This is a genomic window from Streptomyces sp. NPDC087310, assembly GCF_044744405.1.
Lineage (GTDB): Bacteria > Actinomycetota > Actinomycetes > Streptomycetales > Streptomycetaceae > Streptomyces.
The window spans coordinates 34,636-49,341 of sequence record NZ_JBIUYF010000007.1 but is presented as its reverse complement, the minus strand read 5'-3'; the positions used below and the strand labels follow the sequence as shown (position 1 = coordinate 49,341).

Below are 14,706 nucleotides of genomic sequence, written 5' to 3'. Positions count from 1 at the left end.
GTCTCTTCAGGTCACGGGGCGGTTGCGGTAGCGGCCGACCAATTCGCGGGCGGCGCTCTGCATACGGACGGGTGGAAGCCCCTGGGCGAGGAGTGTCAGGTCGTCGAGAACCATGTCGCCGATGGTCTGGAATGCCTGCGGGATGCCGCCCGCACGATGTGCGGAGAGCACGAGACCGTCGAGATCACGGACGGGATCGTCAGCGGCGACCGGTTCCTCCGGCCACACGTCGATGCCCGCGAGCAGGCGTCCGCGCGCGACATGGGCGAGCAGTGCCGGGTAGTCGACGACCGGTGCGCGGCTGACCAGGACGAGGCGGGCGCTGTCCGGCAGCAGTCCGAGTTCGCGTTCTCCGATCAGATGGCGGCTTTCGTCCGTGACGGTGGCCAGTACGAACACGAAGCGGCTGCGGGACAGGGTCTCGCCCAGCGAGGCGGGCAGCACCCCGTGTTCGCGCAGGACACCGGGCGGCAGCCAGGGGTCGTACACGCGGACGGTGGGCCGGAAGGGGGCAAGGAGCCGGTTGAGGCTGCGGCCGAGGTTGCCGAAGCCCACCAGGCCCACGTCGGATCCCTGCAGCAGAACAGCGTCGGCGTTGCTGTCGGAGACGTATTGCTCCCGTCGGGCGCGGAAGGCACGGTCCTCACGGCTGATGCCCCGGGCGAGGTCCAGCGCGAGCGCGAGGGAGTACTCGGCGACGGCCTGTGCGTAGGCGGGCCCGCAGCCCAGGACATGGATGCCGCGCTCGAAGCAGGTCGCGTAGTCGACGTTGGGGAAGAAGTTGCCTTCGACGTTCAGCAGAGCCCGCAGTCTGCCCGCGCGGGCGAGCCGCTGGACCGGCAGGTCGGGCTGCCCGACGATCGCGAAGGCATCGGGCAGAACCTCCTCCAGTGCTTCGTCGGAGGAATCCTTCTCCAGGTCCAGCACGGTGAACCGGTCACGGAGCAACTCCAGCGCGGCGGGGGTGAAGATGCGGTCCGTGCGCTGCGGAGCGGGTCGCAGGACCACGACCGGCCTGGCGGGGGCGAGACGGGGAATGCTCACGGAACTCCTCTGCATGGGTACGGAGATCGGCTCGGCGGTCCGTGTCCGTCCGACGGTCACGTGTCCAGGTCGTGTGCGTAGTGCCGGAACCCCGTCCGTTCACCGTGCATGTCCCACAGTGTGCGGGCGAGGACGGCGGGATCCGTGTGCGGGTCACCGGGCGTGATCGCGCCCGGGACGATGAGCTGCCCGACGTGGATGTTGTCGTCGGCGAGACTGTCGTGGAGCATCCGGGCGTAGGCGCTTTCGGCGGCGAAGGCGACCGAGGTACCGGCCCGTTCGGGGTGAGGGCGTACGGCACTGCCTCCGTTGACGAAGAGGAGGGTGCCCCGGCCGAGCAGCCGCATTCCGGGCAGTACCTGGCGCACCGCGGTGACCGCTCCGTAGAGCGAGAACTCGACCGGACCCGCCAGGTCGGCGGGGGCGGTCTCCAGCACCGGCCGCATGAACTCCTTCTGCGGCACCGGGCTGTACTGCAGCACCTCGATCGGGCCCAGCATCGCGGCTGCCGCGTCCAGGGCGGCTTCCAGGGCGGCCGGATCGCGTACATCGGCGGTGAAGCCGCGTGCGGTGACGCCCTCCGCTGTCAGATCGGCCGCCAGCGCTTCGAGCCGGTCCTGACCGCGGGAGATCAGGGCGACGTCGAAGCCGCCGTGGCCGAACTGCCGGGCAACGGCGGCTCCGAGGCCGCGTCCCGCTCCGATGATGACCATGGTGGTCACATGTCCTCCTCCAAGGGTGCTCGCCGCCGACGTCCCAGAGGCCGACCCCTCCCACGAAGCCGGTACACCTGTCGTCGTTGCCGTGGTCCGGTGCCCGTCGGGCGGGAATTCAGCGTGGTGAGATGCGGACCGTCGCCGATCTCGGTCCGTCACCCTGCATGATCGGCACCGCGGAGCTGCCCGGGTACTTCTCCTCGTAGGCGGCGTCGACGGCGGCGCCGACGCCGCTGTCGGCGGGTTCGAAGACGACCTCGTGGTACTTGCCGGCAACGCGCACGCGACCGGCCTTCTGGCGGATGGCGGCCTGATACCACTTCGACTGCTGTCCGTTGGCGGCGCGCACGTACACGCCGCCGTCGACGACGAGTGCCCAGGTCTGGGTCGGGGTGCCGTAGGTGGCGCCGTCCTCTCGGAACGGGGAAACGAAGAGGTCCGCGTTCTCCGCGATCGCGCGGAGCTGTGTCGGGCTCCAGGAACTCATGCTGATTCTTCTCTCAGGGAGGCGGGACTGTTCTTGGGGCTGGTCAGAAGTAGGTGGGCTCGCGCAGCACATAGTGCTCTTCGAGCGCGGTGACCTCGTCGTCGGTGAGGGTGATGTCGAGCGCCGCCGCAACGGCGGGCAGGTGGTGGTCCTTGGTCGCCAGCACGATGTCGTCACGTCGCGCGAACTGTTCGACCGCCCGGCCGACGGTTTCTTCCGAGGCACCGAAACTGTAGATGTTGGCGGTGTCCCAGAAGGTGATCCCCAGGTCGAGTGCCTGCTGGAAGAACGGTGCGGCAGCCTCGTAGCCGAGGGCCCACTTCTCCCGGGATCCGTCACCGAATCCCATGGTTCCCAGGGCGATGCGGCTGATGCTGAGGCCCGAAGTCCCCAGGCGCGTGTACTTCATTGCCTTCTCCATCGGCAGGGGTGCGGCGCGGGCGGTCAGGATTCAGCGGTCGATGCTGGCCATGTTCGCCTCGTCGTGACGTGCGCCCGAGGCCGGTGTGAGGTTGTTCAGGCGGTCGAGCTGAGCCGCGCTGAGTTCGATGCCGTCGGCGGCGGTGTTCTCCTCCACTCGCGAAACGCGCCGGGTGCCGGGGATGGGGGCGATGTCGTTGCCGCGGGTGAGCAGCCAGGCCAGGGCGGTCTGGGCGGGTGTCGCTCCGATCTCGGCGCCGATGGCCTGTACTTCGTCGACGATGCGCAGGTTGCGCTGGAAGTTCTCGCCGGTGAAACGCGGGTTGGTCTTGCGCCAGTCGTCGTCGGCGAAGTCGTCGACGGTACGGATCTGACCGGTCAGCAGCCCGTGGCCGAGCGGCGAGTAGGGAACGAACCCGATGCCCAGTTCGCGCAGCAGCGGAAGGATCTCGGCCTCGACGTCGCGGGTCCACAGGGAGTATTCCGTCTGGAGCGCGGCGACCGGGTGCACGGCGTGTGCGCGGCGGATCGTCTCGGGGCCGGCCTCGGACAGCCCGATGTGGCGGACCTTGCCCTCGGCGACCAGTTCGGCCAGCGCGCCGACGGTCTCCTCGATGGGGGTGTTCGGGTCGACGCGGTGCTGGTAGCAGAGGTCGATGCGATCGGTGCCGAGGCGCTTGAGGGAGCCTTCCACCGCGGCCTTCACGTTACCGGCGCCGCTGTCGGTGACGCCGGGGCCGCCGCCCGCGTGGGAGACCAGACCGAACTTGGTCGCCACGACGACATCGTCGCGCCGGCCCTTGATGGCCTTGCCGACGACCTCCTCGCTGTGGAAGGGGCCGTAGATCTCGGCGGTGTCGATGTGGGTGACCCCCAGGTCCAGTGCCCGGTGGATGGTGCGGATCGACTCGTCGTCGTCGAGGCCGCCGCCCGTCGTGTAGGTGCCGGCCATGGTCATGGCGCCCAGGCCGATGCGCGAGACATCGAGCCCGCCCAGTGATACGTGCTTCATCTCATTCTCCTTGTGGTGGTGGCCGTTTGGCCGTCAGGCCTGGTCGGTGGGCATGACCCAGAGTTCGGCGATCGAGGCGCGCCGGGGCCGGGTCACGATGTAGGCGACGCCGTCGGCTATGTCGTCGGCGAGGAGGACCTCGGTCCGCTCGTTGAAGGCGCCGATCGCCTCGCGGACCTCGGGCTTGTGGTCGTTGTGGGAACCGAGTTCGGTGTCGACGCCGCCCGGCTCCAGGACACCGACGCGGACGTGCCGCTGGGTGACTTCCTGGCGCAGGGACTCGGTGAAGCCGTTCACACCGAACTTGGTGAGGTTGTAGACGCCGTAGCCGTTCCAGGCGACGCGGCCGGCGATGGAGCTGATGTTGACGATGTCGGCGACCCGGCGCGGTCCGTCCTCGGCGGCTTGGAGGAGGTGGGGCAGGGCGGCGCGGGTGGTGTAGAGCAGGCCCTGGACGTTGATCGCGAGCATCCGCTCCCACTCCTCGACGTCCGCGCCGACGACGGGCCCCAGAAGCATGAGACCGGCGTTGTTGACGAGGATGTCCAGCCGTCCGAACCGCTCGACGGTCCGCTGCACGGCGGCCTCGGCCTGGGCGCGATCGGTGATGTCCGCCTCGACGACCAGGGCGGTACCACCGGCCTTCTCGATCTCCGCGGCCAGCTCTTCGAGGCGGGCCTTGCGGCGGGCCACGATCGCCACGGACGCGCCGCCCTCGGCGAGCCGGCGGGCGGTCGCGGCGCCGATCCCACTGCTCGCGCCGGTGACGAGGGCGACGGTACCGGTCAGATTCGTTGCCATGGGGAACTTCTCTTTTCTGAATCTTTTCTGAACGATGAAAGAAGGGACAAGCGGCGGCGCATCACAGCAGCCGCCCCGGTCGGCCACGCGGGCAGATCGGGCGTCCCCAGCATTTCGCTGGGCATGGACCGTTGCCTGTCCGGTCCGGCGGGGTCGTGAATCCCGGGCCCACATACAACGGTGCCACCGGCTCCCGAAGGCGACAATGGGAGAGATCTTTCCGGGTATAAAACCCTGCCCCCCAGAGAATTACCCGAAGGAGGGCCTGAATGCCGAGCGAGTCTCCGCATCTCCTTACGGGAGAAGCATGTTCCGGGTATAGATCTCTACCCCCAGCCGAGCGGTGCCGGAGCGGCTTCCGCAGTAGCGTGACGGACATGAGCAGGAACGCACACCTCAGTGAGCTGGGTGAATTCCTCAAGGCCCGGCGCGCCGAGTTGAGCACGCGTGCGATGGGTCTGCCCGAGAGCGGTGCCCTGCGGCGGGTCCCGGGGCTGCGCCGGGAGGAGGTGGCGCAACTGGCAGCGATCAGCACCGTGTACTACACCCGCCTGGAGCAGGGCCGGATCGAAGCCTCCACCCCCGTCCTGATCGCCCTGGCCCGGGTGCTGCGCCTGGACGAGGACCAGCGCGACTACATGCTCCAACTGGCCGGGAAGGAGAACACGCGGCCACGGCGGCGGGCGGCGCAGAAGGTCCGGCCGCCGACGCGACGGCTCCTCGACAATCTCACCGACACCCCCGCTCTCATTCTCGGCCGCCGTATGGATATTCTCGCCTGGAATTCCCTCGCCGCCGCCCTGATGACGGACTTCTCCCGAATTCCGGAGGAGCATCGCAATTCCGTACGGCTGGTCTTCACCGATCCCGCATTCAGAGAGCTGTACGCGGACTGGGAAAGCTCCGCGCGTAACACCGTGGCATTTCTGAGGATGGAAGCGGCGGACAACCCGGGCGATCCGCGCATGACCGCACTCGTCGATGAGCTGTCCGAACGGGATCCTCAGTTCCGGGAGTGGTGGGCCGCCCACCACGTCGCCCACCACTCGACGGGGACGAAGACCTTCCGCCATCCCGTGGCCGGCGACCTCACCCTCGACTGGGAGGCCCTCGCCTGTCCCACCGATCCCGACCAGCAGCTCGTCATCCTGACCGCGGAGCCGGGCACCCCGTCCCACGAGGGACTGCGTTTCCTGGCCTCCTGGGCCGCCGACCACGCATCGAGAGCCGACGCCGCAAACTGATCGCGGGCGTCCTCCGGTCAGGAATCACCACCCCGTCCGCTGTACGAAGTCCAGCGCGAATTCTGTGCGGGGAAAGCCCTCTTCCACGCGATACGCATTCCCTGTTGCGCAGTGAGGGGGCGCCTCTTATGCGGCCGGGGAAAGAGCGCCGGGCGCAGGATGATGGATGGGTCCGGTGCCGCGTGACAGGGGCAGGCCGGTGCCGCGGTGGGTGTGGGCAATGATCTCGGCGGTGATGGAGGTCGCTGTCTCCTCGGGAGTGTGGGCGCCGAGGTCAAGACCGATCGGGGAGCGAAGGCGGGCCAGTTGGTCGACGGGTACGCCGGCTTCTCGCAACGCCTTCATCCGGTGGTCGTGGGTGCGCCGGGATCCCATGGCGCCGACGTAACCGACGGGGAGGCCGAGAGCCAGACGCAGCAGGGGAATGTCGAACTTGGCATCGTGGGTCAGAACGCAGATCACGGTGCGGGAGTCCACCTCGGTGTGCTCCACATAGCGATGCGGCCAGTCGACGACGACATCGTCGGCGTGGGGGAAGCGGGCGGGGGTGGCGAAGACGGGGCGGGCATCACACACCGTCACCCGGTAGCCGAGGAAGCGGCCGGCCCGGCTCAAGGCGTCGGCGAAGTCGACGGCGCCGAAGATCAGCATGCGGGGGCGGGGCACGCGGGTGTGGACGAGCACGGACAGCTTCTCGGGGCAGGCGTCGGCGTCGCCGCCGACCTCGGTACGGGCGGTGCGGCCGGCCCGCAACATTGCGCGCGCCTGTGCTGCCACTGCCCGATCCTCCTTCTCACCGCCCAGGGTTCCGCCGTAGGCGCTGCCGTCACCGAAAAGGGACAGGCTGCGGCCGAGGAGATGCTCGGGGCCCTCCACGACCTGGGCGACGGCAGCGTGCCTGCCACGTACGACTGCTTCGAGCGACGCGGTGAGATGGGCCCGGTCCGCGGGGGTCACCCGGTGGACCAGGACTTCGATTTCACCACCGCAGGTGAGGCCGACGGCAAAGGCGTCGTCGTCGGAGTAGCCGAACCGGGCCCGTGTCGGAGTACCGCGGTCCGCCAGCACCTGTTGGCACAGGTCGTAGACGGCGCCTTCGACACAGCCGCCGGAGATGCTGCCGACCGCGTTGCCGTCGGCGTCAACGGCGAGGGAGGTGCCGGGTGGCAGGGGCGCGCTCCCGTGGACCTGGATGACCGTGGCGAGGGCGAAGTGGCGGGCCTCGCGGCACCATTCGTAGAGCGTGTCCGCGATGTTCAGCATGGGCGGGTCTCCGTGTGGCGGGCGTCGTGAGAGGTCGGTGCGGGCGGACCGCCGCCGTGTCGTCGGGGGTGAAGGTGACACGGCGGCGGTCCCGGAAGCCCGGCGGCGGACCGCGGTATACCGCCGGGCGGTCGTGGGGCATCCGGATGGCCGTCTCTCCATGAGCCGGTCACCGGGGTGCCGTGTCTCCGGTCAGAGCAGGGCTTCGGCGGTGATGGGCAGCTCGCGGACGCGGCGGCCGGTGGCGTGGAAGACGGCGTTGGCGATGGCGGGTGCCACGCCGATATGGACGACTTCCCCGAGTCCTTTGACTCCGATGGGGGCGGCTTCGAGGTCCTCGCCGTCGATGAAGATCGCCCGCAGGTCGGGGATGTCGGCGTTGACGGGGACGAGGTAGTCGGCGAGGTTGGCGTTGACGATACGGCCGTCGCGGTGGTCGGTGACGGTGTGTTCCAGCAGGGCTGTGCCGATGCCGCCGACCATGCCGCCGAGGGCCTGGCTGTCGGCGAGCTTGGGGCTGATGATGCGGCCCGCGTCGCAGACACCGAGCATCCGCCGGACCCGTACGAGGCCCAGGCTCGCATCGACGGCGACTTCGGCGAACGTCGCGCTGTAGGCGTACATCGAGAACCGGGAATCGCCGGGAACGAAGGAACCGAGCGTTTCGAGGTGGGTGCGGTCATTGCGGGTCAGCAGCCGCTGATAGGTCTCCCCGCGCACCGGGTTGTCCTTCACGTGCAGTCGGCCCGCGCGGACGACGATGCCGTCGGGATCCACACCGTACAGCGGCGATTCCCGGTCTGCGACGGCGAGCCGGACAGCCTGCTGTCGTACCTGGTCACAGCCGTCCTGGACGGCGGATCCGACCGTGCCCATGGTCTGTGAGCCGCCGTGTGGCGGGGTCGGTGGCATGCGGGAGTCGCCGAGGTGGAAGGTCACGTTGCGCATCGTCAGTCCGAGGGCGTCCGCGGCGACCTGGGTCATGGAGGTGTAGGTGCCCGGGCCCATGTCGCTGGTTCCCGACTCGATCAGCGCGGTGCCGTCGGCGTCGAGCCTGACCCGGGCCTGCGCCGGGCTCCGCAGGACGTCGTAGACGCCGGTGGCCATGCCGGTGCCGATCAGCCAGTCGCCGTCGCGGGTGGAGCGGGGTTTCGGGTTGCGGCGGTGCCATCCGAACTCGCGGGCACCGGTGGTGTAGCAGTCACGCAGTCGGCGGGTGGAGAACGGCAGCCCGCTGGACTCGTCGTCCTCCGGCTCGTTGCGCCGGCGCAGTTCGATGGGGTCGACGCCTGTTTCGTGGGCGAGCTCGTCCAGCGCCGACTCGATGGCGAAGGAGGCGTTGGCATAACCGGGGCCACGCATCCAGGTCGGCGTGTTCACGTCCAGCGGCACTCTGCGGTACGTCTGGCTGACGTGGGGCATGCTGTAGAGCATCTGCCCCGCGACCAGGATGGCCTCCGTGAAATCCTCGTACGTCGAGGTCTCCGCTCTCACGTCGTGGGTCATCGCGGTCAGGCGCCCGCGACGGTCGCTGCCCAGGCGCACACCGTACTCGTACACGGGCCGGTACCCCACCGCGAAGTAAAGCTGCTTGCGTGTCAGCACGAGCTTGACGGGGCGGCCCACTTCGCGTGCGGCGAGGGCCGCGACCGTGACGTTCGGCCACGTCCGCACACCGGTGCCGAACCCGCCGCCGACGAAGGGCGAGATGACGCGCACCGACTCGGGGGGAAGTCCGAATACGGAGGCGAGTTCGTTCTGAGTGCCGAGCACCCACTGGGTCTTGTCCCACAGGGTGAGCCGGTCACCGTCCCAGCGGGCGACGGTGGCCTGCGGCTCCATCGCGTTGTGATGGTTACGAGCCGTCCGGTAGGCCATCTCCAGCCGTACGGCGGCGGATCCGATCGCCGCGTCCGCGTCGCCACGGGCATAGGTCACAGGTTCGTTCGTACGGTCGCTGTCGCTCATGTCGGTCGACGGGCTCCGCGCTTCGTAGCCGATCTCGACCAGGCCGGCCGCGTGCTGCGCGGTCTCCAGTGCCGTGGCCACGACGACGGCGACCGGCTGGCCGTGGAAGAGGACCTTGTCGTCCTGGAAGACCCGCAGCCGCCGGCCCGGCGGGTTGTTCAGGTTCGGGTCGTCACGGTAGGCGAGCCGGGGTGCGTTGAGGTGGCTGATGACCTTCAGTACGCCGGGCAGGGCGAGGGCTGCCCGGGTGTCGATGCCGGTGACGCGTCCACGGGCGATGGTGCTGTCGACGACGACCGCGTGGACCGCACCCTTGATGTCGTGGTCGGCGGCGTACGTCGCTCTCCCGGTCACCTTCAGGCGTCCGTCCACCCGGGACAGCGGAGCGCCGACGGCTGCCTGGGGCTGCGGGCTCACTTCGTACCTCCTACGGTGCGCAGTTGGCGTTCGACGGTGCGTTTGAGGAGTGCGATCTTGAAGCGGTTGTGGGCAAGCGGGCGTGCGCCGTCCGCCGCCCGTTCGGCCGCTTGGGCCCAGAGTCGGGCAGAGGGCCGCTCGCCGACGAGGTGCTGCTCGACGGCGGGGAGCCTCCAGGGCACGGTGCCCACGCCACCGGTGGCGATCTTCGCTTCCCTGATCACTCCACCACGGATGTGCAGGGCGACGGCCGCCGAGGTCAGGGCGAACTCGTAGGACTGCCGGTCGCGGACCTTGAGGTAGCCGGACAGGAGAGGGCGCGGGTGAGCCGGGATCTCCACGGAAGTGATCAGCTCGCCCCGGCGGAGCGCCTGTTCGCGGTCGGGGGTGCTGCCCGGACGCAGCAGGAAGTCCGCGAAGGGGAGGCTGCGTTGGCCGTCCGGGCCCAGCAGGTTGACGGTCGCCTCCAGGGCGGCGAAGGCGACGGCGGCGTCGGAGGGGTGGGTGGCCACGCAGGCGTCGGAAGTGCCGAGGATGGCGTGAGTGCGGTTGTAGCCCTCCCGTGCCGCGCACCCCGATCCCGGCTCGCGCTTGTTGCAGGTGGCCGTCACATCGCGGAAGTAGGTGCAGCGGGTGCGCTGCATGATGTTGCCGCCGATGGTGGCCATGTTCCGCAACTGGGCCGACGCGCTCAGCTCCAGTGCCTGTGAGACGACCGGATAGGTGGTGCGGACCTTGGTGTGTGCGGCGGCCTCGGCCATCCGCACCAGGGCCCCGATGCGCAGACCGCCGCGTTCGGTGGCGGTGATCTCGCGCAGCGGCAGATCACTGATGTCGACGAGGGTTTCGGGGCGTTCGACGGTTTCACGCATCAGGTCGACGAGGGTGGTGCCGCCGGCGATGTAACGTCCGCCGCGGCGGCCTGCGTCGAGGGCCTCGCGGGTGTCGGAGACCTTGGTGAAGGTGAAGGGATACACGGGGGCATGGCCTCATTTCCCTCGGGCGGTCTGCTCGACCGCGCGCACGATCTTCACGTAGCAGCCGCAGCGGCAGATGTTCCCGCTCATCCACTCCCGGATCTCTTCCGCCGAGCCGGTGTGGCCCTCCTGGATGCAGCCGATGCCGGACATGATCTGCCCCGGGGTGCAGTATCCGCACTGGAAGGCGTCCTGCTCGACGAACGCCGCCTGGAGCGGGTGCAGTTCACCGTCCTCGCCGCCCGGAGCGAGCCCTTCGACGGTGGTGACCTCGGCGCCTTCCAGGCGCACTGCCAGCGTCAGGCAGGAGTTGACCCGGCGGCCGTCGACGAGCACGGTGCAGGCCCCGCACGCACCGGCGTTGCAGCCCTTCTTCGAGCCGGTGAGGCCGAGATGTTCGCGCAGCAGGTCGAGCAGCGAAGTCCGGTTGTCGACCGTGATGGTGTGCCGCTTCCCGTTGACCGTCAGCGAGACACGGCCGCCGGGGGTCGCTTCGGCGGCAGCCGCTTCCTCGACGCCCAGCGGGGGCGGCCCCGCGACCAGGCCGCCGGCCACGACGATGCCGCCGACCGCGGTGGTCGTCGCGATGAACGTGCGCCGTGACGGTGCCGGGGCGAACTCGGTGGGGGGAGGGACATCTGACTCGGTAAGTTCAGTTGACATGCGTACGCTTTCGGGTCGGCGGAAGTTCATCAGCCTTATTCGTCAGCCTTTTTCGTCGGCGTGCCCGGAGGCAGAACCCGCTTCGTTGTCATTGCCGGCGCGTATCCGGCCCTGTTTTCAGACGCCTCGCAGGAGGCGGTGCCGAGCCTCGGGAAATTCGCCCGGCTGACAGAGATACGCATGGCTCGTCATGACCGGAAGTTTGCCATCACTTGGCCCTCTCGTGGGGGGTAGAGTTTTCTGCCTGGATGTCTGAACACCAGGATGAAACCCTTGGCAAATCTCTCTGAGGGGCCTGCACCCGCGCGGGATTTCCGGGAGAGGATTTCCGCCGGCGAAACGCTCCGCACATGCCTGTGCATGGCTGCTCGACGTTATGCGCGGGACTCTGGACAGTACGACCCCGCCCAGCGCCGACGGCGGGACCCGTCGGGCGGAAACCGGGCGACTCCCGCCCGCTGCCAGTACTGGTCTCACGCCTGGTCGCGTCCCGCCAGGGCATCGGCCGGGTCGTGGGTGGCGGCCCAGATGGTGAGCAACCGCAGCGCGTCGTCGTGGGGTGAGCCCGCCTCCGCGCTGAAGACGACCAGGGCCAGCCCCGGGTCGGCGGCCAGGTCGAAGACCTCGTAGAACAGGTGCAGAACGCCGACGACCGGGTGGTGGATGTGTTTGAGTCCGGTGCGGTGCAGGTGTACGTCGTGTGAGGCCCAGCGGACCCGGAAAGCCTCGCTGCGGGTGGACAGCTCCCCCACGAGATCGGTCAGTGCCCTGTTGTAGGGGTCGCGTCCGGCTTCCGTGCGCAGCAGGGCCACGGTGTTGTCGGCGGCCCGCTCCCAGTCGATCCAGAAGTCGCGGGCACGCGGGTGGAGGAAGGTGAACCGGGCGTGGTTGACCGGCCGGGCCGGCTCTGCGAACACCGGCGCGAACAGCGCCTCCGCGAGGGGGTTCGCCGCGAGGACATCGAGACGCCCGTTGTGCACGAAGGCCGGCAACGCGCTCATCCCGTCGAGGACGCGGGCCACGCCGGGCCGGACCTTCTGGGCGGAAGGCTGACGGCGGGCACGGCGCGGGGCGCCGGCGGCGCGGGCGAGATCCGCCAGGTGCGATCGCTCGGCCTCGTCCAGCCGCAACGCCCGGCCGAGGGCATGCAGCACGCTCTCGGAGACACCGCTGAGGTCGCCGCGCTCAAGTTTCGCGTAGTACTCGACGCTGACACCGGCCAGCTCGGCGACCTCGCTGCGGCGCAGGCCCGGCACGCGCCTGGTGCGGCCGTGGCTCGTCAGGCCGGCGTCTTCCGGGGTGATCCTCGCACGTCGGGAGTTGAGGAAGGCTTTGACCTCTTCGCGGTTGTCCACGCCTTCAGCCTAGAAGAATCCGGTCTGCGCAGGGATGTGCTGTCAGTACACCTCTCAGCAGAGACTTCCTCGCCGAGTCGGCCCGAGATCGACTGGGACCGTGAAGAAATTTCTCGCCTCCGTGACCGGCGCGGCGACTGCGGTCACCCTCGCCGCATGCTCCTCCAACACGGTCGCCGACTCCACCGGATCACCCTCGGAGACCGCCGAGGTCTCCTCGCCCGGAACTCCCCCGTCCGCGGACGCCGACGCGTCGGTGAACGAGGGCACCCCCATCACGTTCACCGCCGGAGACCGCACCGTCAAGGCCAGGCTCAATAACAGTGACGCCGCCCGGGATTTCGAGGAAATACTGCCGGTCACATTGCCGTGGTTCAGGAACCTGGATATCGAGTACATCTCCGAGCTGTCCGACCCGCTGACCGAGACGGGGCCTTTCTACACCGATGTCCAGCCCGGTGACATTGTTTACTACAATCCACGTGACAGCGTGACCATCATCTACGAGCCGACCACCTCGGTCCCGACCCTCACGAAAATGGGCGAGATCACATCTGACGTGAGCGTCTTCGAAGACCTGCCGGCCAACGTGGACATGCGAATCGAGGTCGGGTGACGCTCCACTTGTGCGTGCGCCACAGCCACTCCTGCGGGTACATCAGCCGTGATGCCGTCATCGCGAACCGAGCAACCAGGTAGAAAACTCTCCCTCCCACGCGGTGTGCGACCCGTGCCAAGGTACGTACGGCGCGGTGTCCCACTCGCCCGTGGGGTTCCGCAGGCTGCGGGCACGCCGCGTCGTGGACCATGAGGCACGGGGCATCGGGCCGTAGTGGGACTCATCCGTCCCGAGGACGTCTCCAGGAAGGGCCCGCTCGGCCGTGATCTTCGTCTTCATGCTGGTCAGACTCGTCGTGCTGGTGGCGTTCGGTGCGCTCCACTGGTACGCGTGGCGTCGTCTGGTGCGCGACACGATGCCCCGGGGCTCGCTCCAGCGGCGTGCCGGGAGCGTCGTTCTCGTGGCCGGGCCTCTGCTGACGGGCGGCGCGCTGGTGGCCGAGAGACCGTGGGTTCCCTTCCTTCTCGAACAGATCCTGGCCTGGCCCGGATATCTGTGGATGGCGGTGTTCCTGTACTTGCTGCTCGCACTGCTGGCGGGCGAGGCGGTCCGGCCTTTGCTGCGACGGTGGCTCGCACGGCGGGACGCCGGAGCGGATACGAAGGAACGGGCGCACCGGGGCGAGGACCTCGTCGCCGTCGGCCCGCCCCGGTCCCCGGTGGTGGAGCATGACGGGTCCGGTACCGCGGGAAACACGACGGAGCCTGTCGCCGTGGCCGAGCCCCCGCGTGCGCCGGCGTCCGCGCCTTCGCTCCCCGGCCCGGCGGGCCTGTCCCGCCGCCTCTTCGTCTCGCGTGTCGTGAGCGGTACAGCAGCGGCCGTTGCCGTCGGCACGGTCGGCCACGGGACCTACGGTGTGCTGCGCGGCCCCCAGGTGAAGCGCCTCACCGTCCCGCTGGCCAAACTGCCGCGTAGCGCACACGGGTTCCGGATCGCTGTGGTCAGCGACATCCACCTGGGACCGATTCTGGGCCGCGGTTTCTCCCAGCGGGTCGTCGACACCATCAACGCGACCCAGCCCGACCTGATCGCCGTCGTCGGCGACCTGGTCGACGGCAGCGTCGAAGACCTCAGTCCGGCCGTCGAGCCGCTCGCCGGGCTACGGGCACGCCACGGTACGTATTTCGTCACCGGTAACCACGAGTACTTCTCAGGCGCCGAGCCATGGGTCGAGAAGGTGCGCGACCTGGGGCTGCGCCCGCTGGAGAACGCCCGTGTGGAGATACCCGGCTTCGACCTGGCGGGCGTTGACGACGTAGCGGGCGAAACGCAGGGCGCGGGCCCCGACTTCGGCAAAGCCCTCGGTGACCGCGACCGTTCCCGTGCCGCCGTCCTTCTGGCTCATCAGCCGATCGTCATCCACGACGCCGTCCACCACGGCGTCGATCTCCAGCTCTCCGGCCACACCCATGGCGGCCAGTTGTGGCCCGGCAGCGTCATCGCCGAGCTGGCAAACCCCACACTCGCGGGCCTTGAACGTTATGGCGACACCCAGCTCTACGTGAGCCGCGGCGCCGGTGCCTGGGGCCCGCCGGTCCGTGTAGGCGCCCCGTCCGACATCACCGTGGTCGAGTTGGCCTCGAACAGTGCCTGACGCTGTGAGCCCACGGCTGCAGAAGGAGGTGGGGAGTCGCCGCCTTCCCTCAGGTTGTCCCGGGAAGGTGAGTCGAGCCCCGGCCCCTGGGGGTCGCGGCCCAGCAGGGCGGCCATCTCCGCGTAG

14 protein-coding genes are annotated in these 14,706 nt (G+C 69.2%); 3 read left to right on the top strand and 11 right to left on the bottom strand.

Annotated features, from left to right (window positions below):
- Window positions 1-6 precede the first annotated feature (6 nt).
- The 6 genes from ACIO3P_RS26105 to ACIO3P_RS26080 all read right to left on the bottom strand — a co-directional run bounded on the left by ACIO3P_RS26105 (window position 7) and on the right by ACIO3P_RS26080 (window position 4,480).
- Window positions 7-1,044, bottom strand: a complete 1,038-nt coding sequence (locus ACIO3P_RS26105; protein WP_401853871.1) for a hydroxyacid dehydrogenase — start codon at window positions 1,042-1,044, stop codon at window positions 7-9.
- Window positions 1,045-1,100: 56 nt separating this feature from the next.
- Window positions 1,101-1,766, bottom strand: a complete 666-nt coding sequence (locus ACIO3P_RS26100) for an SDR family NAD(P)-dependent oxidoreductase (RefSeq protein WP_401853873.1) — start codon at window positions 1,764-1,766, stop codon at window positions 1,101-1,103.
- Between the two features lie 109 nt (window positions 1,767-1,875).
- Window positions 1,876-2,247: a DUF2255 family protein gene (locus ACIO3P_RS26095; protein WP_329825163.1), complete on the bottom strand. Its 372-nt coding sequence runs from the start codon at window positions 2,245-2,247 to the stop codon at window positions 1,876-1,878.
- A 43-nt stretch (window positions 2,248-2,290) separates the two neighbouring features.
- Window positions 2,291-2,656 (bottom strand): aldo/keto reductase, encoded by a 366-nt coding sequence (locus tag ACIO3P_RS26090; RefSeq protein WP_401790487.1) that lies wholly within the window; start codon window positions 2,654-2,656, stop codon window positions 2,291-2,293.
- Window positions 2,657-2,698: 42 nt separating this feature from the next.
- A complete protein-coding gene (locus tag ACIO3P_RS26085) occupies window positions 2,699-3,679 on the bottom strand; it encodes an aldo/keto reductase (protein ID WP_329825161.1) in 981 nt (326 codons plus the stop codon).
- Between the two features lie 33 nt (window positions 3,680-3,712).
- Window positions 3,713-4,480 (bottom strand): SDR family NAD(P)-dependent oxidoreductase, encoded by a 768-nt coding sequence (locus ACIO3P_RS26080; RefSeq protein ID WP_329825160.1) that lies wholly within the window; start codon window positions 4,478-4,480, stop codon window positions 3,713-3,715.
- 377 nt (window positions 4,481-4,857) lie between these two features.
- Here ACIO3P_RS26080 and ACIO3P_RS26075 point away from each other — a divergent pair, with 377 nt between their 5' ends.
- Window positions 4,858-5,724, top strand: coding sequence for a helix-turn-helix domain-containing protein (locus tag ACIO3P_RS26075; RefSeq protein ID WP_401853875.1), 867 nt, complete (start codon window positions 4,858-4,860; stop codon window positions 5,722-5,724).
- A gap of 126 nt (window positions 5,725-5,850) precedes the next feature.
- On the opposite strand, the gene ACIO3P_RS26070 is transcribed toward ACIO3P_RS26075, so the two are convergent.
- The 5 genes from ACIO3P_RS26070 to ACIO3P_RS26050 form a co-directional block, all read right to left on the bottom strand.
- On the bottom strand, window positions 5,851-6,987 hold the full coding sequence (locus ACIO3P_RS26070) for an XdhC family protein (protein WP_401853877.1): 1,137 nt from the start codon (window positions 6,985-6,987) through the stop codon (window positions 5,851-5,853).
- A gap of 192 nt (window positions 6,988-7,179) precedes the next feature.
- Complete coding sequence (locus ACIO3P_RS26065; protein ID WP_401853879.1) at window positions 7,180-9,372, bottom strand: xanthine dehydrogenase family protein molybdopterin-binding subunit; 2,193 nt, start codon at window positions 9,370-9,372, stop codon at window positions 7,180-7,182.
- Window positions 9,369-10,349: an FAD binding domain-containing protein gene (locus tag ACIO3P_RS26060; protein ID WP_401853881.1), complete on the bottom strand. Its 981-nt coding sequence runs from the start codon at window positions 10,347-10,349 to the stop codon at window positions 9,369-9,371. Before ACIO3P_RS26060 ends, ACIO3P_RS26065 begins: the two co-directional genes overlap by 4 nt.
- 12 nt (window positions 10,350-10,361) lie before the next feature.
- Entirely contained in the window at window positions 10,362-11,012 is a 651-nt protein-coding gene (locus ACIO3P_RS26055; protein ID WP_329825155.1) for a (2Fe-2S)-binding protein, read from the bottom strand.
- Between the two features lie 473 nt (window positions 11,013-11,485).
- Window positions 11,486-12,367 (bottom strand): helix-turn-helix transcriptional regulator, encoded by an 882-nt coding sequence (locus tag ACIO3P_RS26050; RefSeq protein ID WP_329825154.1) that lies wholly within the window; start codon window positions 12,365-12,367, stop codon window positions 11,486-11,488.
- 100 nt (window positions 12,368-12,467) lie between these two features.
- Between ACIO3P_RS26050 and ACIO3P_RS26045 the strand changes: the two genes are divergently transcribed.
- Both ACIO3P_RS26045 and ACIO3P_RS26040 read left to right on the top strand, forming a co-directional pair.
- Window positions 12,468-12,983: a cyclophilin-like fold protein gene (locus ACIO3P_RS26045; RefSeq protein WP_329825153.1), complete on the top strand. Its 516-nt coding sequence runs from the start codon at window positions 12,468-12,470 to the stop codon at window positions 12,981-12,983.
- Between the two features lie 265 nt (window positions 12,984-13,248).
- Window positions 13,249-14,580, top strand: coding sequence for a metallophosphoesterase (locus ACIO3P_RS26040; RefSeq protein ID WP_329825152.1), 1,332 nt, complete (start codon window positions 13,249-13,251; stop codon window positions 14,578-14,580).
- Window positions 14,581-14,706: the final 126 nt, after the last annotated feature.

What these genes read in the sequence shown, in the direction of transcription:
- ACIO3P_RS26055 (WP_329825155.1), bottom strand. Translation starts at nt 11,012, where the DNA reads ATGTCAACTGAACTTACCGAGTCAGATGTCCCTCCCCCCACCGAGTTC.
- ACIO3P_RS26095 (WP_329825163.1), bottom strand. Translation starts at nt 2,247, where the DNA reads ATGAGTTCCTGGAGCCCGACACAGCTCCGCGCGATCGCGGAGAACGCG.
- ACIO3P_RS26085 (WP_329825161.1), bottom strand. Translation starts at nt 3,679, where the DNA reads ATGAAGCACGTATCACTGGGCGGGCTCGATGTCTCGCGCATCGGCCTG.
- ACIO3P_RS26070 (WP_401853877.1), bottom strand. Translation starts at nt 6,987, where the DNA reads ATGCTGAACATCGCGGACACGCTCTACGAATGGTGCCGCGAGGCCCGC.
- ACIO3P_RS26090 (WP_401790487.1), bottom strand. Translation starts at nt 2,656, where the DNA reads ATGAAGTACACGCGCCTGGGGACTTCGGGCCTCAGCATCAGCCGCATC.
- ACIO3P_RS26080 (WP_329825160.1), bottom strand. Translation starts at nt 4,480, where the DNA reads ATGGCAACGAATCTGACCGGTACCGTCGCCCTCGTCACCGGCGCGAGC.
- ACIO3P_RS26075 (WP_401853875.1), top strand. Translation starts at nt 4,858, where the DNA reads ATGAGCAGGAACGCACACCTCAGTGAGCTGGGTGAATTCCTCAAGGCC.